Consider the following 23,912-nt stretch of genomic DNA (forward strand, 5'->3'; position numbering starts at 1 on the left):
TAGTTTACTTGGCGATTCCTTGTCACCTTTCCTCTACTTTGTTCATGGTGTCGGTTCTACCCTTCAAAATATTTGTTGTTGAAGACAACGAGTGGTACGGCGAGTTGCTGGCGCACCGCCTGGGGCAGAACCCCAACCACAGCGTACACCGGTTCACCACGGCCAAAGCCTGCCTGGAGCATCTAGGCGAGCACCCCGATTTTATTACCCTCGACTATTCGCTGCCCGATGCCAAAGGCGAGCAGCTACTGAGCCAGATTCGGGAGCGCCTGCCCGGCACCGAAGTGCTGGTCATTTCGGGCCAGGAAGACGTGAGCACCGCCGTGAGCATGCTGCGCCAAGGAGCCTACGACTACCTGGTGAAAGACGACAACACCCTCGACCGCCTCTGGAACATTGTGGGCAAGGTGGAGCAGCAAGCCAGCCTGCGCCGCGAAAACACCCAACTGCGCCAACAGGTGAGCGCCCGCTACGGCGCGGCCCAGGCCCTGCTGGGCGAGCACGCTTCCATGCAGCAGGTGCGCACCCTCATTGCCAAAGCAGCCCGCACCACCATTACCGTGAGCGTGAGCGGCGAAACCGGCACCGGTAAGGAAGTAGTGGCTAAGGCCATCCACTTTCAGTCGGACCGGGCGGGCCGGCCTTTTGTGGCCGTCAACATGGCCGCGATTCCGCGCGAGTTGGTGGAGAGTGAGCTGTTTGGCCACGAGAAAGGTGCTTTTACGGGCGCGGTGGCCCGCCGTGTGGGCCGGCTGGAAGAAGCCAACGGCGGCACCCTGTTTCTGGACGAAATTGCGGACCTCGACCTCAGCCTGCAGGCCAAGCTGCTGCGCGTGCTGCAAGAGCGGGAAGTAACGCGCGTGGGCGGCAACCAAGCTGTAGCCTTCGACGTGCGCCTGGTGGTGGCTACGCACCGCGACCTGCTGACCGAGGTGCAGGCCGGCCGCTTCCGCGAAGACTTGTACTACCGCCTGCTGGGGCTGCCCGTTACCTTGCCCCCACTGCGCCAGCGGGGCCTGGATGCGCTGCTGCTGGCGGAGGTGTTTGTGCGCGAGTTTTGCCGGCAGAACAACCTGCCACCGTGCCATTTATCGGAAAGCGCCCGCGAACGGCTACTCGAGCATCCCTTCCCCGGCAATGTGCGCGAGCTGAAAGCGGTGGTGGAACTGGCCACCGTGCTGGCCGATGGCGAGCAGATTCTGGGCGACGACCTGCCGCTGCGGCCCGGGCGGGCCTTGGTGGGTGGCGGCAGCCTGCTGTCGTTGCGCGAGCAAACGACGGCCATTGTGCAACAGTGCCTTGATGAGATGGACGGCGACGTGCTGGCCGCCGCGGCCCGGCTGCGCATCGGCAAATCAACCATTTACCGGATGATACAGCAGCAGGAACTCCGCGTAAACTAAGCAGACGCCGCGCTTGGCGCTTACCAATTGCCAAGCAGCAGGCCAATATGAGCCCGTTGCAGTACTTTCCCCGTTATGCGCCGTTTTCGACATCCGCGTTTGGCCCGCCGGGCTGCTGTGCCGGTCGTGCGCCGGGCACCTGCCCGGCTATCCGGCGCACGACCAGTTGCCGATGCCACCGCGGAGCCAGACACATTCAGCCAGGGCCTGGCCGACCAGGTGCCTCTTCTGCTGTTCACCTACGACCTGCGGCAGCAGTGCCTCAAACACTGCAACCGCCATTGCCAGGCCGTGCTTGGCTACAGCAGCGCGGAGATGCTCGCCTTCGGCAACCGCCTGGCCAATGAACTGATGCATCCCGACTCGCGGGCCCAGCTGCACCGGCACGACGTGCTGGCCCACCTGGCCTCGCACCAGTCGCTAAGCTGGGACTGCCGCGTGCGCCACCGCGACGGCAACTGGCGCTGGCTGCGCATCCGGCTGCGGGCCAGCACGACCGACGCCACTGGCATTCCGACCGAGCTGATGGGCAGCGCCGAGGACGTAACCCGCCACCGCGCGGCCATTTCCGAGCTGCGCCACAACCGCCACCTGCTGCGCCGCATAGTGGACCTGATGCCCAACCTGCTCACCATTTACGACCTGAGCCAGCGCCGCAATACCTATGCCAACCGCCACGTCGAGCAGCTATTGGGCTATACCAGCGACGAGCTTACTTCGCTCGGGCATGGGGAGCTGCTCGTGGCCATGCTGCCGCCGCACTCCTACCAGCAAATGGCCGAGCACATGGCGGAAATGGCTAATCTGGCCGACGGCGAGGCCCGTAGTCTGGAGTACAGCCTGCACCACCGCAATGGCTCGCTTCGGTGGTTGCGCACCACGCATATTCCGTTCATGCGCGACGCACGGGGCCGGGTACTGAACCTGCTCGGCGTTTCGGAAGACATTACCGAGCGGCGGGCCGCCGACGAGCAGCACGAGCAGGCCGCCACGCACCTGGCCGAGCAGCATCGGCTGTTCCGGCAGGTTATCGATGCCCTGCCCCACCCCGTGTACCTGAAAGATGCCAACGGCCGCTACCTGCTGGCCAACGAGGCCATGGCCATGGTGTTTGGCATGACCCCCGACGAACTTGGCCGCATAACCCCGCCGCCTCAGCTCGTGGCTCCCAACGACTGGTCCCGCTACCAGCAGCAGGACGAGCAGGTGCTGCGTACCGGCCAGGACCTGACCATCGAAGAAACGGTGCTGCTGCCGGACGGCACCACCCTGTGGTTCAGCAGTGTGAAGCGCTTGTTTATGGGGGCCGACGGCCAGGGCCAGGTGCTGGGCGTGGACAGCAACATTACCGAGCTGAAACGCACGCAACAGGCCCTGGAGGCTGCCATAGCGGCGGCCCAAGTTGATGCCCAGGCCAAGGAAGATTTCCTGGCCAACATGAGCCACGAAATCCGCACGCCGCTGCACGGCATTCTGGGCCTGACGGGCGTCCTGGCCAAAACCACGCTCACTCGCAGCCAGCACGACTACCTGCGCCTGCTGGGCGAGTCGGCCGAGCACCTGCTCACGGTGCTCAACGATGTGCTGACGACGGCCCGGCTCGGAGCCGGCAAGCTGCAAGCCGAGTCTACGCCCTTTAGTCCCGCCGAACTGCTGCGCGGCTGCGCGGCCCTGTTGCGCCCCCGGGCCCGCGAAAAGAAGCTGCGCCTGCGCGTTGAGTTGCCCACGGCGCTGCCGCAGGTGCTCGGCGACCCGCACCGCCTGCGCCAAGTGTTGCTAAACCTAGTGAGCAACGCCATTAAGTTCACCGAAAGCGGGCAGGTGCAGCTTAGCTGCCGCTTGGTGGCGGGCCCCGCGGGTTCCACTTGGCCCAGCGGTACGGTCTGGCTGCGTTTCACGGTGAACGATACCGGCGTGGGCATCGCGCCGGAAGTGCTGGACAAGGTATTTGAGCCCTTCGCCCAGGCGGCCGTCAGTACCGACCGCGAGTACGGCGGCTCGGGGCTGGGCCTGAGCATTTCGGAGGGACTGGTACGGCTGATGGGCGGCACCTTGCGCGTGTGCAGCGAGCAGGGCGTTGGCAGCACGCTTTCGTTTACCCTGCCCTTGCTGCTGGGAGCGGTGGAAGCGGCCCCCGCAAGCCCCCCCACCATGTCCGATGCCGTTGCGGAGAATGCCGGCCGCCTGCTGCTGGTAGAGGATAACCTTGTGAACAGTCTGCTGGCCGAAACCGTGCTGCGCAACTGGGGCTGGCAGGTAACCACCGCCGCCAGCGGCCCGGCCGCAATCAAACTCTTTGAGCATCGGCAGTTCGACCTCGTGCTGATGGACATTCAGATGCCCGGCATGGATGGTGAAACGGCTGCCCGCGCCCTGCAGGCCCACCCCGATGCTGCGCGCGCCGCCACTCCCATCATTGCCCTCACGGCCCGCGCGCAAACGGGCGAGGCCGAGCGCCTGCAAAAAGCCGGCTTTGCCGGCTACCTGGCCAAGCCCTACCGCGAAGAACAGCTGCTCGAAACCATCCGTACGGTCATCGCAAGCGCCAATCAAGCCGCCGAGCCCGTTATTGCCTATCCTAACTCCGCCCCCATGCCTTCAGCAATACCGCTATACGACCTCAGCAACGTGCGCCAGCTGGTGCGAAACGATGAAGCCATTGTGCACCGTCTGGCCTGGGCCTTCATCGAAACTACGCCCGCCATTCTCACCGCCCTCGACGAAGCCCTCACCGCTGCCAACTGGGAGGCTGTCGGCGATGCGGCCCACCACCTCAAAAGCTCGCTCGACGGCTTGGGCGTGGAGAGCCTGCGCCACGTCATCCGCGAAATTGAGGCCTATGGGGAGACCGTGCCCGAGCCGGCCCACGCCGCCCAACAGGTAACGCTGGTGCGCACCACCACCGAGCTGGTGATGGCCGCCTTGCGCCACGAGTTTCCGGAGCAGCTCTAAGCACGCGCATGGCCTTTCCTTTGCCCACAGTATCTGTTCCGCCTCCCGTCGTGCTCGATGCGCTGGTAATTGGTGCGGGCCAGGCCGGACTGGCAGCAGCCTATTACCTGCAAAAGCGCGGGGTGACTTTCCGGGTGCTGGAGGCCGAGCCGGCCGTAGGCGCGGCCTGGGCCGCCCGCTACGACTCGCTGCGGCTGTTTTCGCCGGCCTGGGCCAGCGGGCTGCCCGGCCGGCCTTGGCTCGGAAACCCACTGCACTACCCTACCCGCGACGAAACCGTGGCTTACCTGCACGACTACGCGGCCCAGTTCAACTTGCCCATCGATACCGGCCAGTGCGTGACGCGCCTGGCGCCGGCTCCCGACCAGCCCGGCTATGTGGTGCACACTGCTGCCGGCCGCACCTACCTGGCCTGCTACGTCATTATTGCCACGGGGCCCTATATGCAGCCCCGGGTGCCCGCCTGGGCCAGCCAACTGCCGGCGGCCGTGGTGCAGTTGCACAGCCGCCACTACCAACGCCCCGGCCAGTTGCCTGGCACCGGCCCGGTAGCCGTCGTGGGCAGCGGTAACTCGGCCCTGCAAATTGCCGCCGACTTGGCTGCCACCGGCCGCCCCGTGCTGGCTGCCTTCGACGAGGGCACCAACGCCGCTCCCAACAACCAGTTGATATGGGCCGGGATGACGGCCACGGGCTTTTTGCGGGTGTCGCGCCACACGGTGCTGGGCCGCTGGCTGCACAGCAAGCCCGACGGCGTGGTGAGCGGCGACCTGCACCACCTGCGCAGCTTTGCCAATGCGATGTTTATTGGTCGGGCCACCGGTGTGCTGCCTGGCGGTGTTGTCCAGGGAAAAAGGGCGGCTACGCCGCCGCTGGAGGGCGTGGTATGGGCCACTGGCTACCGCCCTCACTACCCATGGATTGAGCTACCCATTTTAGCACCCGATGGCAGCCCGCAGCACCAGCGCGGCCTCACTGCGGCGCTTGGCGTAGCCTTTCTGGGCCTGAGCTGGCTCGATACCCGCAGTTCGGCTCTGCTGAACGGAGCCGGAGCCGATGCCCGCCGCGTGGTGGCCGCCCTGCTGGCTGGGCAATAAGCACATAACCAGTGGTCGGAAGCCCCATCGCGAATGCCCAAATCTTATTGAAACCTGCCGGCTGGTTTCGGGGTTGAAGCACTGAAGCCCACCCCGAAAGGCGCGGCCCATTATCCATCCGACATTCCTATTCGCACCATGTTTATCTTCATGCTCGGCCTGTTGCTCGCCACGGCCATCCTCGCGCTCAAAACTGCTTCCAATGTAAAAGAAATGCTGGTGCCCGTTCCCGTACGCGCCCGCTAGATTTCGCTTTATTTGGACATAAAAAAAGCAGCCCAACGGCTGCTTTTTTTATGTTGATGTTGCCGAAAGTCCGGGGTTATTTAGCGGATAACCAGCTTGCACATCTGGCTGGTGTTCTCGGCTTCGAGGCGTACGTAGTACAGGCCGTTGGCAAATTTGCTCAGGTCGAGCATTTTGGTGTAACGGTCGTTGAGTTCGGTAAGGGTTTCGCGGTACATCACCGTGCCAATGACGTTGAGCACGCTCAGTTCCACTTTTTTACCTTGGAGGTTGTTGATGGTGAGGTGCACGATGCCCGTGCTGGGGTTGGGATAGACGAGCAAGGTTTTGCCTTCATCGCCGGGCTTGCCCGGTTGGCCGGGGCGGTGCCGCACCACGGCAGCAGCAGCCGGCGCGGCCGACTGAAGCGGCGCCAGGCCCAGGCCCAGACATGCGCCGATGAGTAGAGTAAGTAAGTAGCGTTGCATCATATGTAGAATTAGGCCCCTCAAGACTAAGCGCAGTGCGCTAGAACTTAACGATAGATTTTGATTTAGGTTAGCAAAGGTACGAAATCGTTTTGGTGCTGCAGCAGAAATATATCAAAACCCCGATAAAGCAAACTAATTTCGCCATTATCACCGGCTCTTTGCCGACCAACTAAGTGGATGTACTATTAATTGGCGGCGGCCTTGCCGGTCTGGCAGCTGCTCTCGACCTCAGCGCCCGCGGCCACCGCGTGGCAGTGGTAGAGCGCAAGGAATATCCTTTTCATAAGGTGTGCGGCGAGTACGTGAGCAACGAAGTGCTGCCCTACCTGCGCCGCCTCGGGGCCGACCCGGCCGCGCTGGCCCCAGCCGCCATTGCGCAGTTTGTGCTGAGCTCGCCGGGGGGGCGCGTGCTCACCAGCCCGCTCGATTTGGGGGGCTTTGGCGTGAGCCGCTACCTGCTCGATGATTTTCTGTACCGCCTGGCTATGGCGCGGGGCGTGACGTTCTATTTGAAAAGCACCGTAACCGACGTGGCTTACGACGCGGTGGCCGACCGCCACACCGTGACGCTGGCCGACGGCCACCAGCTGATGGCCCGCGTGGTGCTGGGCACCTACGGCAAGCGCGCCGCGCTGGACCGCCAGCTGCAACGGCCGTTTTTCGCGCAACGCTCGCCTTACATCGGGGTGAAATACCACCTGCGCCTGCCTGGTTTTGCGCGCGACGTGATTGCGCTGCACAACTTCGCCGATGGCTACGCTGGCATTTCGGCTATTGAGGAAGACAAGCTGTGCTTTTGCTACCTCACCACGCGAGACAACCTGAAGCAGCACGGCACCATTCCGGCCATGGAGCAGGCGGTGCTGGCCCGCAACCCCCGCCTGCGCGAGATTCTGGATTCGGCCGAGGTGCTGTACCCGCAGCCGGAAGTTATCAACGAAATTTCCTTCGCCCCCAAGCAGCCCGTGGAGCAACATGTGCTAATGGTGGGCGACGCGGCCGGGCTGATAACCCCGCTGTGCGGCAACGGCATGGCCATGGCGCTGCACGGCGCCGCGCTGGCCGTAGCGGCAACGCACAACTTCCTGGCCGGGCACACCTCCCGGCCGCAACTGGAACATGACTACGCCCAAGCCTGGCAGGCACAGTTTGGGGCGCGGCTGCGGGTGGGCCGGGCGGTGCAGCGGCTGTTTGGCGGCCCGGTGCTGAGCGAGCTGGTAGTGGGCGGCCTGCGCCACTGGCCAGCCGCCGTGCGCGCGCTGATGCGGCGCACCCACGGGCAGCCTTTTTAACGGCGGGCAGGAAGCCGGGCTGAGCATATGGGCCAGGAGGTAGCGGCAGGCCTACGCCACAATGTTATTGGCCCGATTTTGATGCGCCAAGCGATAAACGTGCTTCTTTTACCGTAGATGTTAAAACCTGCGGTGTAAGCCGGCAGTTGCGTTCCACCAGCTTTCCACAATCCGTCTTCCTAATTTATTTCCGGCATGCCGAGTTATTTAGGTGCCATCGGCACTGCCAACCCTATCCACCGCATTGCCCAGCCGCAAATTGCCGAGTTTATGGCCCGGGCGCTGCAGTTTGGTGAGGGCGACACGCGCAAGCTGAGGGCACTATACCGCGTTTCGGGAATTGAACACCGCTACTCGGTGCTGCCCGACTACGGCCGGGCAATGGGCGAGTACACGTTTTTCCCCAACACGCCCACGCTGGAACCCTTTCCGAGCGTGGGGCAGCGCATGGCAGCCTACCGCCGCGAGGCCCTGCCGCTGGCTGTGGAAGCCGTGCGCGCCAGCCTGGGCCAGGTGCCCGATGTGGAGGCAGCCACCATCACGCACCTCGTGACGGTAAGCTGCACGGGCATGTACGCGCCGGGCCTCGATATTGAGCTGGTGCAGGCATTGGGGCTGCGGCCCGACGTGCGCCGCACCTGCGTGAATTTTATGGGCTGCTACGCGGCCGTGAACGCCATTAAGCTGGCCGATGCTTTTTGCCGGGCCGATGCCGAGGCCCGCGTACTGATTGTGAGCGTGGAGCTGTGCACCCTGCATTTCCAGAAAAGCCCGGAGGAAGACCACCTCATCAGCAACGCGCTGTTTGGCGACGGGGCGGCAGCCTGCCTGGTGCAAGCCCGCCCGCTGCCCAATGGCGTGCCGAGCCTTTCGCTCGAAGGCTTCCATTGCGGCCTGGAGCCCGATGGCCACGACGACATGGCCTGGCACATCAACGACTTTGGCTTCGAGATGACCCTGAGCAGCTACGTGCCCAAGCTCATTCAGCGCGGCATCCGGAAGCTGACCGATGGGCTGCTGGCCAGCCTGCCGGTGCAGCTGGCCGACATCCGGCACTTCGCCATTCACCCCGGCGGGCGCAAGATTCTGGAGACCATCGAAACCGAGCTGGGGCTGACGCGCGACGACAACCGCCATGCCTACCGCGTGCTGCGCGACTACGGCAATATGTCGTCGGCCACGGTGCTGTTTGTGCTGCGCGAGGTGCTGGCCACTGCTACCCCCGCCGACCACGGTGCGCCGGTGCTCAGCTTCGCTTTTGGCCCGGGCCTGACCATGGAGGCCATGCTATTGCAATTATCGGTGAGTAATGAACAAGCAGCAATGAGCCGAAAGCAGGCCACCGCGCTAACTGAAGCCATTGCGTAAGGCTCGCCCCTTGGCTCGGCGGCAAATCTCACCTACTTACCCACTGTGCATTGCTAACCAAACGAGCCCCTGGCCCCGAGCTGATGGACGACCTGACGCTGGCCAGCGATGACCTGCGCCAGAACCTCGATGAGCTCGAAACCATTAATACCTGGCTGGGCGGCTACGCGCCTGTGCTCGATGCACTGAAACGTCTCCGGCCAAGCTTTCCGGCCGGGCGCCCGTTGCGGGTGGCCGACCTGGGCAGCGGCGGTGGCGACACTCTGCGCCACATAGCCAGGTGGACGCGCAAAAACGCTGTTGAGGCGGAATTATCGGGCATTGACGCCAATGCTTTCATGCTGGAATACGCCACGGCCAAAAGCCAGGAATTTCCCGAAATCAGTTTTCAGCAGTTCGATATTTTCTCTCCCGAATTTCAGGCTGAACCGTTTGATGTGCTCACCTGCAGCCTGTTTTGCCACCATTTCAGTGATGAGGAGTTGGTGACGCTGCTGCAGCAGTGGCAGGCGCAGGCGCAGGTGGCGGTGGTCATCAACGACCTGCACCGGCACTGGCTGGCCTACCACAGCATCAAGTGGCTGACGCGGCTGCTGGGCGGCTCGTACCTGGTGCGGCACGATGCGCCGCTGTCGGTGGCCCGGGCCTTTCGGCGGCAGGACTGGGTGGCCCTGCTGGCGCGGGCCGGCATCACGCGCTACGAGCTGCGCTGGCGCTGGGCCTTCCGCTGGCAGCTGATTTTAGTGGTCAATGCTTAATGGCAAGTGGTTAACTGAAGCGAAGCACAGTCATGCACTTACCATTAAGCATTGACCACTAACCGTTAACCGTTAAAAAAGTGCGGCGGCTACTCGAAAAGTGTTGGCGTGGGCTTCTACGATGTCGATGATGCCTTCGGAATAGCCACCGCCCATGCATACCACCACCGGCAGACGGTGCTGGTGGCAGAGGCCGAGCACCAGCTCGTCGCGGCGGCGGCAGCCTTCGCGGCTCAAACCCAGGTGGCCGAGCTTGTCGGTTGCCAGCACGTCGACGCCGGCGAGGTAAAAGACGAAATCGGGTTGCACGTCGGCCAGCAAGCGCGGCAGGGTTTCGGCCAGCAGCTGGAGGTATTCGGCATCGTCGGTGCCGTCGGCCAGGGGCTGGTCGAGGTCGGACTGCTCCTTGCGGGCGGGGTAGTTGCGGCCGCCGTGCATCGAGAAGGTGAACACGCGCGACTCCTCCCGAAAAATGGCGGCCGTGCCGTTGCCCTGGTGCACGTCGAGGTCCACAATCAGCACCTTGGTAGCGTGGCCGTGGGCCAGCAGCCAAGCGGCGCCGGCGGCCTGGTCGTTCAGCAGGCAGAAGCCTTCGCCCCGGTCGCGAAACGCGTGGTGCGTGCCACCCGCAATGTTGAAGGCCACGCCGTGTACCAGGGCCCGCCGCGCGCACTCAATGGTACCGCCCAGAATGGTGATTTCGCGCTCGAACAACTCCCGCGACCACGGAAAACCGGTAGCCCGCTCCTCCTTCCGGGTAAGCTGGCCCAGGCGCAGGCGCTGGTAATAGTCGGCGTCGTGCACCCGCAAAATGTCCTCATCCGGTGGCGGCTGGGCCACGAAAAAATCGGCGGCGGTTGCGGTGCCTTCGTGCAGCAGCTGCTCGGGCAACAGCTCGTACTTCAGCATGGGGAAGCGGTGGCCAGCGGGCAATGGGTGAGCGTAGCAGGGCGCGAAGGCAATGGAAAGCATGGAGCAAAAGTTGGCAGCCCGTATGGCACTAATGGCTACACAATTTTGTAACGCTAAAAGTTAGCTGTTGCGCTTGCCTTTCTGCGCTTCGGTGTGCTTCTTGCTAACGTGAATACGGCCACCAGCTGCTGGTAAAGCTGAGGAAACCCCAGAGACATCACCAAATACCCCAGCCCTGCGGCCGGGGTATTTTGTTTTTGGGCTTAGCCGACGGCCTTGGGGCGGCTAACAGCTACTTTTTTAGGCACAGGTGTAGCCGCAGGCGCGGGCCGCAACGAAGAGGCGCGCACCAGCAGCTCGGGGCGCAGCGCAACCTGCCGGGGCGAAAAAGCAGCCCCTGCGGAGTTGATAACCTCAAGCAGAAGCCGCACGGCGGCCTGGCCCATTTCCTCGCAGCGCTGGTCGACGGTGGTGATGTTGGGTTCGGCCACGAGCGTGAACGACTCGTTGCTGAAACCGGCAATGGCCACATCGTCGGGCACGCGCAGGCCCTGGCGGCGGGCTTCCTGCATGGCCCCGAGGGCGCAGAAGTCGCCGGCGGCAAACACGGCGTCGGGCGGCGTGGGCAGGGCCAGCAGCTGGCGCAGGCCGGCCGCGCCCTGCTCCTGCAGCATGTCGGTGTAGACGACCATGCTTTCGTCTTCGGGCAAGCCGGCTTCACGCAAAGCATCGAAATAGCCCTGGCGGCGGTTTTTGTAGATGTTCAGGTGCTGCGGGCCGGCCAGGTGGGCAATGTGGCGGCAGCCTTGGGCTATAAGATGGCGCGTGGACAGGTAGCCGCCCTCGCGGTCGTCGAGCACCACGGTGTTCACGTTGTCGCCCTCCACCACGCGGTCGAAATACACCAGCGGCAGGCCGCGGCTGCGCAGCTTATCAAAGTGCTTGTGGTCGAGGGTGGTGCGCGAGAGCGACACCAGCACGCCGGCCACCTGGGCGCTCAGCAGCGAGTCGAGGTTGCGGCGCTCCTGGGCCACGTCTTCGTTCGACTGGCAGATGATGACGTTGTAGCCGGCCTTACTGGCGGCCGTTTCGATGCCGTGCACCACCGACGGGAAAAACCGCCCCTCGATGTAGGGCACCACAATGCCGAGCAGCTTGCTTTTGCCCTTGCGCAGGGCCGAGGCCATGTGATTGGGCTGGTAGTTATACTTTTTGGCCAGCTTGAGCACCTTCTGCTTCATGGCGGGCCCGATGCTGAAGTGGTCGCTGAGGGCGCGCGAAATGGTCGTCATCGACACGTTGAGCTCGCGGGCCAGGTCGGCCATCGATACCGGACTGGTGGAATTCGTGTCCGGCGCAGTTTTTTTTCGGGGAGCCATAGGAGCGTGCTGAGCACAAGGAAGGACGCGGGAAACCAGTTGTGTAAAACACCGAAGAATTCCCCACTGAAAATCCCCCAAAACTACGTTAATTCAGCTGGTTTTAGCTACCCGGCAAGAGGTAAATACTTGTGTAAGGCGGTACTTATCCAGACAGTTTTGGCGAAAGATACACCAGATGCAAACCTTTTGTCTTTACTTTACACAATCGATTGTGTCAACTATCAATTCAGAGCTCATTCAATGGGGCGGACTTGCCCGCCGGTCTAGTCGCCCCTGCTGCTTCACTGCTCTCCTACCCTTCTCATTCCATTCTCCGCTGCTATGTCCGTTTTCACTCCCACACGCTTGTTGCCGCTGGCCGCATTGGCCCTGAGCCCCCTACTCGGCCTGCTACCTGCCAGTGCCCAAACGGCGCCCACCTCCCTCATTGTGCAGGTGAACAAGCCTGGCGCGCCCGTGTCCAAAAACATGTACGGGCTGTTTTTTGAGGACATAAACTTTGCCGCTGATGGTGGCCTCTACCCCGAGCGGGTGAAAAACAAGTCGTTCGAAACCGACGACCACCTCATTGGCTGGAAGGCCCTGCGCGGCGCGGCCGGCCTGGCCGACTACCGCGTGGCGGGCGAGAACCCCATCGGCCCCACCAACAACCACTTCCTGCGCTTGAGCGTGGCCACGGCTAACCCCGACGCCGGCTTCGTGAACGAAGGCTTCCGGGGCATGGGCCTGAAGCAGGATGCGGAGTACACGTTTTCCATCTACCTGCGGCGCGGCGCGGGCAGCATCTCGGCGCTGAACGTGACGCTGGAGGAGCCCGGCCGCAGCGGCCCCGGCCCCGAAACGCCCGCCTCAGGCCGCACCCTGGCCCAGACTCAGATTACCGGCCTCACCAGTGAGTGGAAGAAGTACAGCGTGGTGCTGAAACCCAGCGCTACTGCCGCCCACGGCCGCCTAAAACTAACCGTGGCAGGCACCGGCACGCTCGATTTGGACGTGGTGTCGCTGTTCCCGAAGGACACTTGGAACCAGCGCGAAAACGGCCTGCGGCCCGACCTCGTGCAGCTGCTGAAGGACATGAAGCCCGGCTTCCTGCGCTTCCCCGGCGGCTGCATTGTGGAAGGGCGCACCCTGGCCCAGCGCTACCAGTGGAAGGAAACCATCGGCGACGTGGCGGCCCGCAAGCCGCTGATAAACCGCTGGAACACCGAGTTTATCAGCAAATTCACCCCCGACTACTACCAGTCGTTCGGCCTGGGCTTCTTCGAGTATTTCCAACTCTCGGAGGACATTGGGGCCGAGCCGCTGCCGATTCTGAACGTGGGCATGGCCTGCCAGTTCAACTCGGCCGAGCTGGCCCCCATGAGCAGCGCTGCCAAGGGGCCGAACGCGGGCACCGCTGCTGCGGTGGACGAGCCGACGCTGGAGACGTTTATTCAGGATGCGCTCGATTTGATTGAGTTTGCCAACGGCCCGGCCAGCAGCCCCTGGGGCGCTAAGCGCGTAGCCATGGGCCACGCCGCACCTTTCAACATGAAGATGATTGGCATCGGCAACGAGCAGTGGGGACCGCAGTACCTGGCTCGCTACGAGCCGTTTGCCAAGGCCGTGAAGGCGAAGTACCCGGCCATGCAGATTGTGAGCAGCGCCGGCCCCGCACCCGATGGTGCACTGTTCGACACCGCCACCAAGCAGTTGCGCGAGTGGAAAGCCGAGTACATCGACGAGCACTACTATGCCAGCCCCGAGTGGTTCCGCAAAAACGTGGCCCGTTACGACAACTACCCCACCAACGGCGCGAAAATCTTCGCCGGTGAGTACGCGGCCCAGACCGTGGGCATCGCCAGCCCCGACAACAAGAACAGCTGGGACGCCGCCATTTCGGAAGCCGCGTTTATGACCGGCCTGGAGCGCAACGCCGACAAGGTATCGATGGCGTCATACGCCCCCATGCTGGCCCACGTGGACGCCTGGCAGTGGACACCGAACATGATTTGGTTCGACAACCTGCGCACCTACGGCACGCCCAACTACTACGTGCAGAAGCTGTACGCCACCAACAAAGGCACCACCATGCTGCCCGTGCAGCGCGCCGCCAACGCTGCCAACGGCACCGATAACCTCTTCGCCAGCGCCGTAGCCGACGACGCCAGCGGCGACATCGTGGTGAAGCTGGTGAACTACTCCGCTACCGCCCGCCCGGTAGCCCTGAGCCTGCCCGGCGTGAAAAAGCTCGGCAAAACCGGCAAAGCCACTGTGCTCGCCAGCCCCGACCTGAACGCGGTAAACAGCCTCGACCAACCGCAGCACCTCGCTCCGCAGGAGTCCACGTTCAAAGTAGCTTCTTCTAACGTGAGCTACACGCTGGCCCCGTACTCGCTCACGGTGCTGCGCATCCCCGGCAAGCGCTAGGCAAGAACGATGTAGAGACGCGACCCTTCGCGTCTTGGCGTTAGTTCCGCTGAACGGACTCGTTGAACGACCCGCATGCGGCGCGGACGCCGAGACGCGAAGGGTCGCGTCTCTACATCGCTCTCAAAAGTTCAGAAACCACTTCCATGAAAACTGCTTTCCAAGCCATTATAGCCGCTGCGCTGCTGCTAGCTGCTCCCTTAGCGGCGCTGGCGCAGGCCTCGGCCATGCCCTCAGCTGGCAATCCCGTCATCAAAGACAAATACACGGCCGACCCGGCGGCGCTGGTGCACAACGGCACGGTGTACCTCTACGCCGGCCACGACGAAGCGCCTGCCCCCGAGCAGCGCTACGTGATGCACGAGTGGCTCTGCTACTCCAGCACCGACATGGTGCATTGGAAAGAGCATCCGTCGCCGCTGAACGTGAAGGCGTTTGCTTGGGCGAAGGACGATGCCTGGGCCTCGCAGGTGGTGGAGCGCGGCGGCAAGTTTTACTGGTACGCGGCGGTGGAGCACGGCAGTATGCCGGGCAAGGCCATCGGCGTGGCGGTTTCGGACAGCCCCACCGGCCCCTTCAAGGATGCCCGTGGCTCGGCGCTGGTGACGAATAACCAGACCGAAAGCAAGATTATGTGGGACGACATCGACCCGACGGTATTCATCGAAAAAAGCGGGCAGGCTTATCTATTCTGGGGAAACTCGCATTGCTATTGGGCCAAGCTAAAGGCCAACATGACGGAGATTGATGGCGAAATTCATCAGGTAACTAACCTGCCGAACTACACCGAAGCCCCTTGGGTGCACCAGCACAACGGCTGGTACTACCTGAGCTACGCCTGCCAGTTTCCGGAGAAAATCGCCTACGTCATGAGCCGCAGCATTATGGGCCCGTGGGTGTTTAAAGGCCTGCTAAACGAGGTGGCGGGCAACTCCAACACCAACCACCAAGCCATCATCGACTTCAAGGGCCAGTCGTACTTCGTGTACCACAACGGCAGCCTCCCGACCGACGGCGGCAGCTTCCGCCGCTCGGTGTGCATCGACTACCTCTACTACAACCCCAACGGTACCCTGAAGCGCGTGGTGATGACCACCGAGGGTGTGCGGGCGGCAAAATAAACGCCCCCACCACTGGGGGGGCGCGAAGCTGGCCAGCGCGGCCGACCCCGCATCCCTACCCGCCCTTCCGCCCCGAGGCTTATGTGCCCACAGGTAGCGACCACCTGATGGCCCGGCCCGCAGGCACTGCCTGCTGCCGCCTTGCAGCGCATGGCCGCGCCTGCGAGCTGGGGGCCGCCGCGCCTGCTAGTGTAAAACCAGGCTGTACCTGCGCCATCGCCCATTTGCGCCCGCCCACCGCGGGCAGCCAAACGGTAGGGGGCGGTGGCTGTGGGTGCGCGGTTGGGGCTTAGCCGGGCCAGTTATTTTGATGCAGCTTTGCGCGGCCATCATTCGCCTTGTTTTCTGACTTTATGTCCCTTCCCCTCGTAGCGCCCTTGCCTGCCGATGCCAACCCCGACGTGGCGCGGCTGGCCACTTTCTTCAACGAAACGTTGGGCTTCTGCCCCAACAGCGTGCTCACCATGCAGCACCGGCCGGCCATTGCCACGGCCTTTATCGAGTTGAACAAGGCCGTGATGGCCAACCAAGGCCGCGTGAGTAGCGCCCTGAAGCGCCTTATTGGTTACGTGAGCAGCCTGGCGGCCGGCTGCCTCTATTGCCAGGCCCACACCATGCTGGCAGCCGGCCGCTACGGCGCCGAACAGGAGCAGATGGACCACATCTGGGAATATGCCACCTACCCTGCTTTCTCGCCGGCCGAGCGGGCAGCGCTAGACTTTGCCGTGGCCGCCTCGGCCGTGCCCAACGCCGTGAACGAAACCATTGCTGCCACCCTGCGCCAGCACTGGAACGAGGGCGAAATCGTAGAGATGCTGGGCGTCGTCAGCCTGTTTGGCTACCTCAACCGCTGGAACGATTCGATGGGCACGCACCTAGAGCCCGGCGCCGTGGCCTTGGGCGAGCAGCAACTGGCCGGCCATGGCTGGACGCCCGGTAAACACGCCTGAACCGCATACCCAAACAATCGCCGCAGGGAATGCCGCACTTCCATAGGCGAGGCCAAAGGGACGCGAGCTGCCGATTGCCGGCCCCACGTGCATGGGGCCGGCAATGGGCTGCAACACCTGCTGAAGCCGTTTCCTCATCCGTACCGTGGTTTCGCCCAAGCAAAATCGAAGCCTTGCTGCTGCTTTGCTAAATGGCTCGGACTAAACCACAGCAAGGCTTCGATTTCGCTCTTCCGGGTGTTCAACAGTTTTTCGGGTCGAGCACCAGCAGGCCGCGAACAACGAGTGCACCACCCCGGTCATAAAGTTGGCCACGCTATACTCAAGCTGAACCGGTACCTCCTTTTTTCGGAGCGGGGGTGATGTTGACACCAAAAAGCGCGCATCCCTGCGGGGAAGCGCGCTTTTTTCTGCTTATGGGGCAGTTTATTGCTGCACGAAGCGTGTTTGCTGCACGAAACCGCTTTGGGTCATGCGTACAAGGTAGAGGCCGGGGGCTAACGCGGCGTTGGTCAGTTCTACGGGGTTGCCGCCAGCTACCAATGAGGCGCTCTGGCGGTACACCGGGCGGCCGAGGGCATCAATTACTTCGATGGTAGCGGCCCCGGGACGCTGGGCTTCTACCCGCAGGCGCAGGGCTTGGCCACGGGCGGCGGGGTTGGGGTAAGCCTGCAGCCAGAGTACTTCGCCGGCGGCATTTTTAGTGGCCAGCACGGTGCGGGTGAGCACCCAACGCTGCGCCTGCTCGAAGCCGTTGTCGTCGTACAGGTTGACCGGGGCACCCGGCGCGGCACTGGCGAAGCCTATTTCCAGCACCTGCAACACGCCCTGCGCGTTGGCCGAGTTTTTCAGGGTGAATTTGTAGCGCCCGTTGTTATTTGGGTCGGTGATGAGCCAGCGCTGGGCATCGTCATTACTGGTTACCAACACATTCTGCTCGATGCGGGTATTCACGGCTTTCGACAGGCCTACGGTCTGCACGTACATCACCGTGCCTTTGTGGCGCAGCTTGTAGGAGCCGTCCGACTGCAGTTCGAACACGAATTGCTGGCCATCGTTGGCGTTTTCACCCCATTGGCCCAAGGTAGCGCCAGCGGTGGTCAGGTTGCGGTCCACATCGAGGCAAAGCGGCGAGCCGGTGGGCACGCCGTACTGCACGGCCGAATTATCGGCCGGCACGCCGTAGTGCGTCATGCGATAGGTAGCACCGTTGCTAATGGCGCCCTGGGCCCGGGCCGCGGTGCTGCCGACGAGCAGGCCCAAAGCGGCCAGTGCCCCAAAGAGTACAGAATTTTTCATGGGAATTTGAAGGAAAAATGGTGATAAGGAACTACTGAAAAGAGACTTGCTGGCCCCAGGCCGCACCCATTACCAGAGGCGGCTACCTGACAAATATAACAAAGCATAGTCTGTTTTCACAAACGATTGTGTAAATAAATTCCGTAGATTTGCTTGTCACCTTTACAATGGCACCCACATGCGTTTTCACAAGAGCACCTTCAATACACAATCGTTTATGTCTGTATTCTATCGGCTACCCTGGGCATTGTGGCTGAGCCTGTTCGGAGCCAGTGTGCCAGTAGCGGCGCAGGTGTCCCCGGCTCCCATTCCGGTGCACGACCCGGTGCTGATTCGGCAAAACGGCACGTACTTCCTGTTCGGCACCGGGCCGGGCATTGCCGTGTGGTCGTCGGCCGACCGCCAGAACTGGAAACGGGAGAAGCCGGTGTTTGCCGCCGCGCCGGCCTGGGCCACGCAGGCGGTGCCGGGCTTCCGCGACAACCACATCTGGGCGCCGGATATTTCGGTGCACAACGGCGTGTACTACCTGTTCTATTCGGTGTCGGCGTTTGGGAAAAACACATCCTGCATTGGGCTAGCCACCTCCCCTACCCTCAACCCAGCGGCGCCCAATTTCAAGTGGACCGACCACGGCCGGGTTATCCAGTCGGTGCCGGGCCGCGACCTGTGGAACGCCATCGACCCCAACCTGATACGCGACGAGGCCGGGCGGCCCTGGCTGGCGTTTGGCTCGTTCTGGGCCGGCATCAAGCTTGTGCAGCTGCGGCCCGACCTCACGGGCCCGGCCCAGCCCGAGCAGTGGCGCACGCTGGCTCGCCGCCCGCGCAACCCGCAGCTCAACGACTCGCTGCCCGGTGATGGGGCCATTGAAGCGCCTTTCCTGTTTCGCAAAGGCGGCTATTATTACCTCTTCACCTCGTTCGACTACTGCTGCCGCGGGCCGCAGAGCACCTACAAAATGGTGGTGGGCCGCGCCAAAGCCCTCACTGGCCCCTACCTCGACAAGGCGGGCCTACCGCTGGAGCAAGGCGGCAGTTCGCTGGTGCTGCAGGGCGACAAAAACTGGTACGGCGTGGGCCACAATGCCGTGGCCACCTTCGACGGCACCGATTACCTCGTCTTCCACGCCTACGATGCGGCCGACAAAGGCCGCTCGAAGCTGCGCATCGAGCCGCTGCGCTGGGACGCAGCCGGCTGGCCAATGGTCGCGCCGTAGGCCGGCTTTTTCTTTGCCATTTACCCCAAACGATTGCGGCAAATATCCGTCCCGCATCAACTCAATCGACACACTTTTTTCATCCACCAAAAACCCACCACATGCAGTCTTTTTTACACTTTTCGCAGGCCCGGTTTGGGGCCGCCCGCCCTGTTCGCACCGCCCGGCAATGGGCATTCTTCCTCCTGTTGGCCCTGGGCCTGGGCACGGCCCACCCCGCAGCGGCCCTGCAAGGCTCGCCCGGCGCCCACGACCCGAGCAGCCTAGTGAAGGAGGGCAGTAAATACTGGATGTTTACGACCGGCGACGGCATTTACGCCGCCTACTCCACCGACTTGATTAAGTGGACGCCGGGGCCAAAAACCATTTTCCCGAAAGGCACCTGGCCGGCGTGGATTAACGCGGTGGTGCCGGGCTTCGCGGGCAATTTCTGGGCCCCAGAGTGCATTTACATGAATGGCAAGTATTATATGTACTACTCGTGCTCCGCGTTTGGCTCGCCCACATCGGCCATCGGCGTGGCCACCTCGCCCACACTCGACCCCACATCCACCAACTACAAGTGGACCGATTTGGGCCAGGTAGCGGCTTCCAGCAGCAGCACCAACGTCAACGCCATCGACCCGGCCATTCTGAAGAACAGCGACGGCCGGCTGTACATGTACTACGGCTCGTTCAACGGCGGCCTGGGCGTGCTGGAGCTGAACCCCACCACGGGCCTCAAAAAAGTGGGGGTTTCGACCGTGGTAATCGCCGGCAACACCACCAGCGGCACCCGCGACTGGGAGGCGGCCTACGTGGTGAAGGAGAATGGCTACTACTACTTCTACGCCAACCGGGGTGCCTGCTGCAACGGCAAAAACAGCACCTACAAAATCGTGGTGGGCCGCTCCGGCAGCCCCACCGGGCCATTTCGGGACCGCCACGGTGTAACCCTGACCGCTACCAATGCCGGGGCGGGAAGCTATGGCAGCGTGGGCACCCTGGTGCTGGGCACGTCGGGGCGCTACATCGGGCCGGGCCACTTTGGCCTGCTGCGCGACAACGGCGTCAACCTCGTGTCGATGCACTACTACGACGGCACCACGGCCAACGGCGACCCCAAGCTCGACATCGCCAACCTGAAGTACGACGCCTCCGCCTGGCCCATCGTCACGCGCAACTGGCTGGCGAACAGCCGCTACAAAATCACCAACCTGAACAGCGGCCTGTGCTGGGATTCGTGGGGCTGCACCGCCGCCCTGGGCGAGCGCATCGCGCAGGGCACCTGGGCCAGCCGCACCTGCCAGCAGTGGGATTTCGTGGCGCAGGGCGACGGCTTTTACAAAATCACGAACGCTCTGAACGCCAACCGCGTGGCCGACCTGACCGGCTGCACCAACAGCAACGGCACCACCATCGCCATCTACGACTGGCTGAACAACGACTGCCAGAAAATGAAAGTGGAGCGCGCGTCCGACGGTTCGTTCGTCTTCAGCCCGGCCGCCGCCAGCAACCGCGTAATCGAAGTACCCGGCGCTTCAACCACGGCCGGCGTGCAGCTGGCACTGTACGACTACGGCGGCTACACCTGCCAGCGCTGGACGATTGCCGCCGCAACTGCTGGCCGGACCAGTACGACCACCCTGGCCACGGCCGGTGGCTCAACTAGTACGCCTTCAGAGCAACTGCTGGCCTACCCCAACCCGGCCCACGACGCCGTGCGGGTCGCGCTGCCCGGCACCGCGCCGGCCGCGCCGCTGCACCTGTTCGACGCCCTGGGCCGCCTCGTGCGCACCCAGCCGGCCCCGGCGGCCGGCACCGAGGCCACGCTGTCCCTCACCGGCCTGCCCGCCGGCCTCTACGTGCTACGCTGCGGCACCCTGCACCAGCGCCTGACGGTGGAATAACCGCACCCAATGGCCAATAAAAAAGGGACTGACCGATTGGTCAGCCCCTTTTCTATTGGCAGCCGCGCCCGCAGCACGACTACAAGGCGGGGTCGACGCCGAGGTTGGTCATCACCACTTGTTGCATGGTGCTGTCGGCGTTGTAGCGCAGGTAATCGATGCACACCGAGCGCCGGAAGTCGCCGCCAGTCGGAATCAGGCCGTTGTGGTAGATGAAATAAGACTTGCCTTTGAAGTCGATGATGGCCTGGTGGTTGGTGTTGGAATTAGTGGCCAGCTCGTTCAGGATGCCTTTGTACGTCCACGGCCCTTCCGGGCTGCGGCTCATGGCGTAGGCAATACGTTCGGGGAAACCGCTGGCGTAGCTCAGGTAGTACCACGCGCCGCGCTGGTGCAGCCAGGGTGCCTCGGTGTAGGCGGGCAGGTTGGTTATCTGGTTGATAGGGCCGTCGAGTTCGGTCATGTTGGGCTTTAGCTTGGCCCAGTAGCAGGCCGTGTTGCCCCAATACAGGTAGGCTTGCCCATTTTTGGCGATGAACACCGTGGGGTCGATGTCGTCGAAGAAGCTGTTCACGGCCGTGGTCATGTTGTTAGTGATGAGGGCCGTGCCGCGCGCATCCACAAACGGGCCGGTGGGGCTATTGGCCACGGCCACGCCAATGGCTTTGCCGGGCAACGTGCGGTGGTCCACGGTGGCGTACCAGTAGAACTTGCCGTTGCGCTCAATCACCTGCGAGGCCCAGGCATCGGCCCGCGCCCAGGTGAAGGTGCTCACGCGCAACGGCACGGGCTGCTCGGTCCAAGTCACCATATCGGGCGAGGAGTAGCACAGCCATTCGTTCATCACGTATTGGTTCTGGCCCGCGGCGGCCTCGTCGTGCCCCGCGTAGATATACACCATGCCGTTGGACACCAGCGCCGCCGGGTCGGCCGTGAATTTCTCTTTGACAATCGGGTTGCGGAACGTGGGAACGACGCCCGGCACAAACGGTGCGGGCTTTTCTTTCTGGCAGGCCGTGGCCAGCCCCAGAATAGCCACCAGGGCCGGCAAATGCATTTTCATGGCCAATCAGGAATTGAGATGTGCGTGCTGGTCCGACCGCCCTAAGCGGTCTGACCGGTTGTTGTCAGGATGAAATCGGTGGTGCTTCAACCGGTCAGACCGCCTAGGGCGGTCGGACCGGCACGATTCCCTTGCCCTACTTTGTGGCCTTCGAAATCCGGTACAATCGCGCGCCGTGACGCCGCACGTAGGGCGCGAATTCGCCCGCCGAAACAGTCGTCACTTTGCCGGTCCACAAGTCGCGCACGGTGCACGCGCCTTGCAGGCCCAGCTGCGCCAACGCCACCGGAATCCTCACTGAGTCAGCCGGGGCTGGGCGCAGCGGGCTTTTGGTGAACACCAGGAATTGCAGCGTGCCGCCCGTGTTCTGCGCTGCGCCGGCCTGGTCGAGGCCAGCCGTGGCCCGAAAGTGGGTATAGCCGGCCGGCAGCGTGTATTCAATCAAAGAATTGGCATGGGTGCCGATGCCCTTCTCGTACGTTTTGCCGTCCACGATGAGCGGTGCGCCCGACACGCTTTTGTTTACCGTGGCCTGGCCCCAGCCGGCAGTGGCACGTTGCCACGGCAACTCGGTCAGGCTTTTCGAGGCAGTGCCGTTGCTGAGCGTGGGGTTCAGCCAGTCGGCGTGGTCCCAGGCAATGCCGTCGCCGCCATCGCGCACGTTCAGGTAGAGGTTGGTGGCGCCGGTGAGGTCCACATCCACTGTTTGGTTTTGGCCGGGGGTTTGGCGGGTGATGGGCGGGCCAGTCCAGGCGGCCTCACTGGCGGGGGCCAGCTCCTGGTCCTGGGCGTTGAAGAGAGCCAGGAATTTGTCGCCGGTGGCGGGGTCGTCGGCGGTCCAGGCCACGAGGTCGCCGCGCCGAAACAGCTGGCGGTTGTGGGTGCTGCGGCGGTGCATCGCCAGCACATGCTGGTTGGTGAGCAGGCCCAGCGTGAAGGCATCGTTGCTGGGCAGGTCGCCGCCAAACATCAGCGGCGAGCGGAAGATGCTCCAAAGCGTCATCAGCGTGTATTGCTCGTCGCGGGTGAAGCGGCTCCTGCGGTCGTCGCCCCACTCGGCCCGGATGCCCAGGCGGCCCAGCGGCAGCATGTCCGCATCCGGAAAAGCACCGGGCTGAATGTGTGGGGCCCAGCGGTTGCACACTTCAAAATGCTCCTTCAGCTGCTCCCAGCTGTCCCAGAAATCGCCCACGGTGCGCCACATATTGGCGTGCGCGGCCACGTGTTGGGCCTCGGCAATCGGCGTTTCGCCGGGCGAGGTGCTGAACACGATTTTGCGGCCCGACTTATCAATGGCCCGCCGAATCATCTCCACTTCGGGCTTGTGGTAGGGCTCCGAAAGGTCATCCACTTTCACAAAATCGAGTCCCCACGCGGCGTAGAGCTTGAACAGCGAATCGTAGTATTCCTGCGCACCCGGGCCGGCTTTTACCGTGTACATATCGTGCAACCAGCCTGCTTGTCCCTCTTTCGAATAGATGTCGGCCGCCGTGAGCTTGGTGCCGAGGATGGGCAGCTTGCGCTGCACGGCTACCACCGGCACGCCGCGCATGATGTGAACGCCGAATTTCAGCCCCTTGCCGTGCAGATAATCGGCCAGCGGCTTAAATCCTTTGCCTCCGACGGCCGACGGAAACCGGTTCACCGCCGGCACGAAGCGGCCGTAGGCGTCGAGGTTCCATTCGGGGTTTTTCTCGTTGTAGCCGTGGGCCGTGTCGTTGCCCACGTACCAGCGAATGTCCACCACCACGTACTCCCAACCGCTGCGGCGCAGGTTTTTGGCCATGTAGTCGGCGTTGGCGCGCACCTCGGCTTCGGTCACGGTGGGGCCGTAGCAGTCCCAGCTGTTCCAGCCCATCGGGGGTGTGGCCGCCCAGGCGTGGAAATCGGCTTTAGCAGCGGTCGCGGCTTTCTGGGCCGCCAGTGGTTGGGTGGCGAGGGCGGCGGCGAGGAGGGTGACAGGGAGGAGGCGGGCTCGAAGTCGATTCATAGGATGGTTGTGCTACCAAAACGGTCATGCTCATCTGGCGTCCGCACAGTCGAAGCATCGCTACCGCATCGTTGCAATCAGCATTGATTACT

At 63.1% G+C, this 23,912-nt stretch carries 17 protein-coding genes; 11 read left to right on the forward strand and 6 right to left on the reverse strand.

All coding sequences use genetic code 11. From position 1 onward, the window contains the following. Positions 1-44: 44 nt before the first annotated feature. The 3 genes from ABD837_RS24410 (at position 45) to ABD837_RS24420 (ending at position 5,452) form a co-directional block, all read left to right on the forward strand. Positions 45-1,403, forward strand: a complete 1,359-nt coding sequence (locus tag ABD837_RS24410) for a sigma-54-dependent transcriptional regulator (protein WP_345059818.1) — start codon at positions 45-47, stop codon at positions 1,401-1,403. Between the two features lie 75 nt (positions 1,404-1,478). Next, positions 1,479-4,355, forward strand: coding sequence for a PAS domain S-box protein (locus tag ABD837_RS24415; protein WP_345059820.1), 2,877 nt, complete (start codon positions 1,479-1,481; stop codon positions 4,353-4,355). Between the two features lie 8 nt (positions 4,356-4,363). Then, the gene (locus ABD837_RS24420) at positions 4,364-5,452 is read left to right on the forward strand and encodes a flavin-containing monooxygenase (RefSeq protein WP_345059822.1); all 1,089 of its coding nucleotides are present in this window, start codon (positions 4,364-4,366) and stop codon (positions 5,450-5,452) included. Positions 5,453-5,778: 326 nt separating this feature from the next. Here the strand turns inward: ABD837_RS24420 and ABD837_RS24425 are convergent, their stop codons facing one another. Next, positions 5,779-6,168, reverse strand: coding sequence for a T9SS type A sorting domain-containing protein (locus tag ABD837_RS24425; RefSeq protein ID WP_345059824.1), 390 nt, complete (start codon positions 6,166-6,168; stop codon positions 5,779-5,781). A 173-nt stretch (positions 6,169-6,341) separates the two neighbouring features. Between ABD837_RS24425 and ABD837_RS24430 the strand changes: the two genes are divergently transcribed. From ABD837_RS24430 to ABD837_RS24440, 3 genes are all read left to right on the forward strand, one after another. Next, positions 6,342-7,460 (forward strand): NAD(P)/FAD-dependent oxidoreductase, encoded by a 1,119-nt coding sequence (locus ABD837_RS24430; protein ID WP_345059826.1) that lies wholly within the window; start codon positions 6,342-6,344, stop codon positions 7,458-7,460. Between the two features lie 195 nt (positions 7,461-7,655). After that, complete coding sequence (locus ABD837_RS24435) at positions 7,656-8,828, forward strand: type III polyketide synthase (RefSeq protein WP_345059828.1); 1,173 nt, start codon at positions 7,656-7,658, stop codon at positions 8,826-8,828. Positions 8,829-8,878: 50 nt separating this feature from the next. Further along, on the forward strand, positions 8,879-9,586 hold the full coding sequence (locus ABD837_RS24440) for a methyltransferase domain-containing protein (RefSeq protein WP_345059830.1): 708 nt from the start codon (positions 8,879-8,881) through the stop codon (positions 9,584-9,586). A 72-nt stretch (positions 9,587-9,658) separates the two neighbouring features. Here the strand turns inward: ABD837_RS24440 and ABD837_RS24445 are convergent, their stop codons facing one another. Then, positions 9,659-10,558, reverse strand: a complete 900-nt coding sequence (locus ABD837_RS24445) for a histone deacetylase family protein (RefSeq protein ID WP_345059832.1) — start codon at positions 10,556-10,558, stop codon at positions 9,659-9,661. A 203-nt stretch (positions 10,559-10,761) separates the two neighbouring features. Beyond that, complete coding sequence (locus ABD837_RS24450) at positions 10,762-11,877, reverse strand: LacI family DNA-binding transcriptional regulator (protein ID WP_345059834.1); 1,116 nt, start codon at positions 11,875-11,877, stop codon at positions 10,762-10,764. A 324-nt stretch (positions 11,878-12,201) separates the two neighbouring features. On the opposite strand from ABD837_RS24450, the gene ABD837_RS24455 reads away from it, so the two are divergent. The 3 genes from ABD837_RS24455 (at position 12,202) to ABD837_RS24465 (ending at position 16,360) form a co-directional block, all read left to right on the forward strand. Then, entirely contained in the window at positions 12,202-14,289 is a 2,088-nt protein-coding gene (locus ABD837_RS24455; protein ID WP_345059836.1) for an alpha-L-arabinofuranosidase C-terminal domain-containing protein, read from the forward strand. A gap of 146 nt (positions 14,290-14,435) precedes the next feature. Continuing rightward, on the forward strand, positions 14,436-15,410 hold the full coding sequence (locus ABD837_RS24460; RefSeq protein ID WP_345059838.1) for a glycoside hydrolase family 43 protein: 975 nt from the start codon (positions 14,436-14,438) through the stop codon (positions 15,408-15,410). Between the two features lie 353 nt (positions 15,411-15,763). Further along, the gene (locus ABD837_RS24465) at positions 15,764-16,360 is read left to right on the forward strand and encodes a carboxymuconolactone decarboxylase family protein (RefSeq protein ID WP_345059840.1); all 597 of its coding nucleotides are present in this window, start codon (positions 15,764-15,766) and stop codon (positions 16,358-16,360) included. A gap of 426 nt (positions 16,361-16,786) precedes the next feature. Here the strand turns inward: ABD837_RS24465 and ABD837_RS24470 are convergent, their stop codons facing one another. Further along, entirely contained in the window at positions 16,787-17,659 is an 873-nt protein-coding gene (locus ABD837_RS24470; RefSeq protein ID WP_345059842.1) for an RICIN domain-containing protein, read from the reverse strand. Between the two features lie 217 nt (positions 17,660-17,876). Here ABD837_RS24470 and ABD837_RS24475 point away from each other — a divergent pair, with 217 nt between their 5' ends. Together ABD837_RS24475 and ABD837_RS24480 are read left to right on the forward strand one after the other, a co-directional pair. Further along, complete coding sequence (locus tag ABD837_RS24475; protein WP_345059844.1) at positions 17,877-18,878, forward strand: arabinan endo-1,5-alpha-L-arabinosidase; 1,002 nt, start codon at positions 17,877-17,879, stop codon at positions 18,876-18,878. 101 nt (positions 18,879-18,979) lie between these two features. Beyond that, positions 18,980-20,767, forward strand: coding sequence for a family 43 glycosylhydrolase (locus ABD837_RS24480; RefSeq protein ID WP_345059845.1), 1,788 nt, complete (start codon positions 18,980-18,982; stop codon positions 20,765-20,767). A 79-nt stretch (positions 20,768-20,846) separates the two neighbouring features. Here the strand turns inward: ABD837_RS24480 and ABD837_RS24485 are convergent, their stop codons facing one another. Together ABD837_RS24485 and ABD837_RS24490 are read right to left on the reverse strand one after the other, a co-directional pair. Then, entirely contained in the window at positions 20,847-21,830 is a 984-nt protein-coding gene (locus ABD837_RS24485; RefSeq protein WP_345059847.1) for a glycoside hydrolase family 43 protein, read from the reverse strand. Positions 21,831-21,966: 136 nt separating this feature from the next. After that, positions 21,967-23,820 (reverse strand): NPCBM/NEW2 domain-containing protein, encoded by a 1,854-nt coding sequence (locus ABD837_RS24490; RefSeq protein ID WP_345059849.1) that lies wholly within the window; start codon positions 23,818-23,820, stop codon positions 21,967-21,969. Positions 23,821-23,912: the final 92 nt, after the last annotated feature.

The sequence above is a fragment of the Hymenobacter glaciei genome (assembly GCF_039539585.1).
Classification (GTDB): domain Bacteria; phylum Bacteroidota; class Bacteroidia; order Cytophagales; family Hymenobacteraceae; genus Hymenobacter; species Hymenobacter glaciei.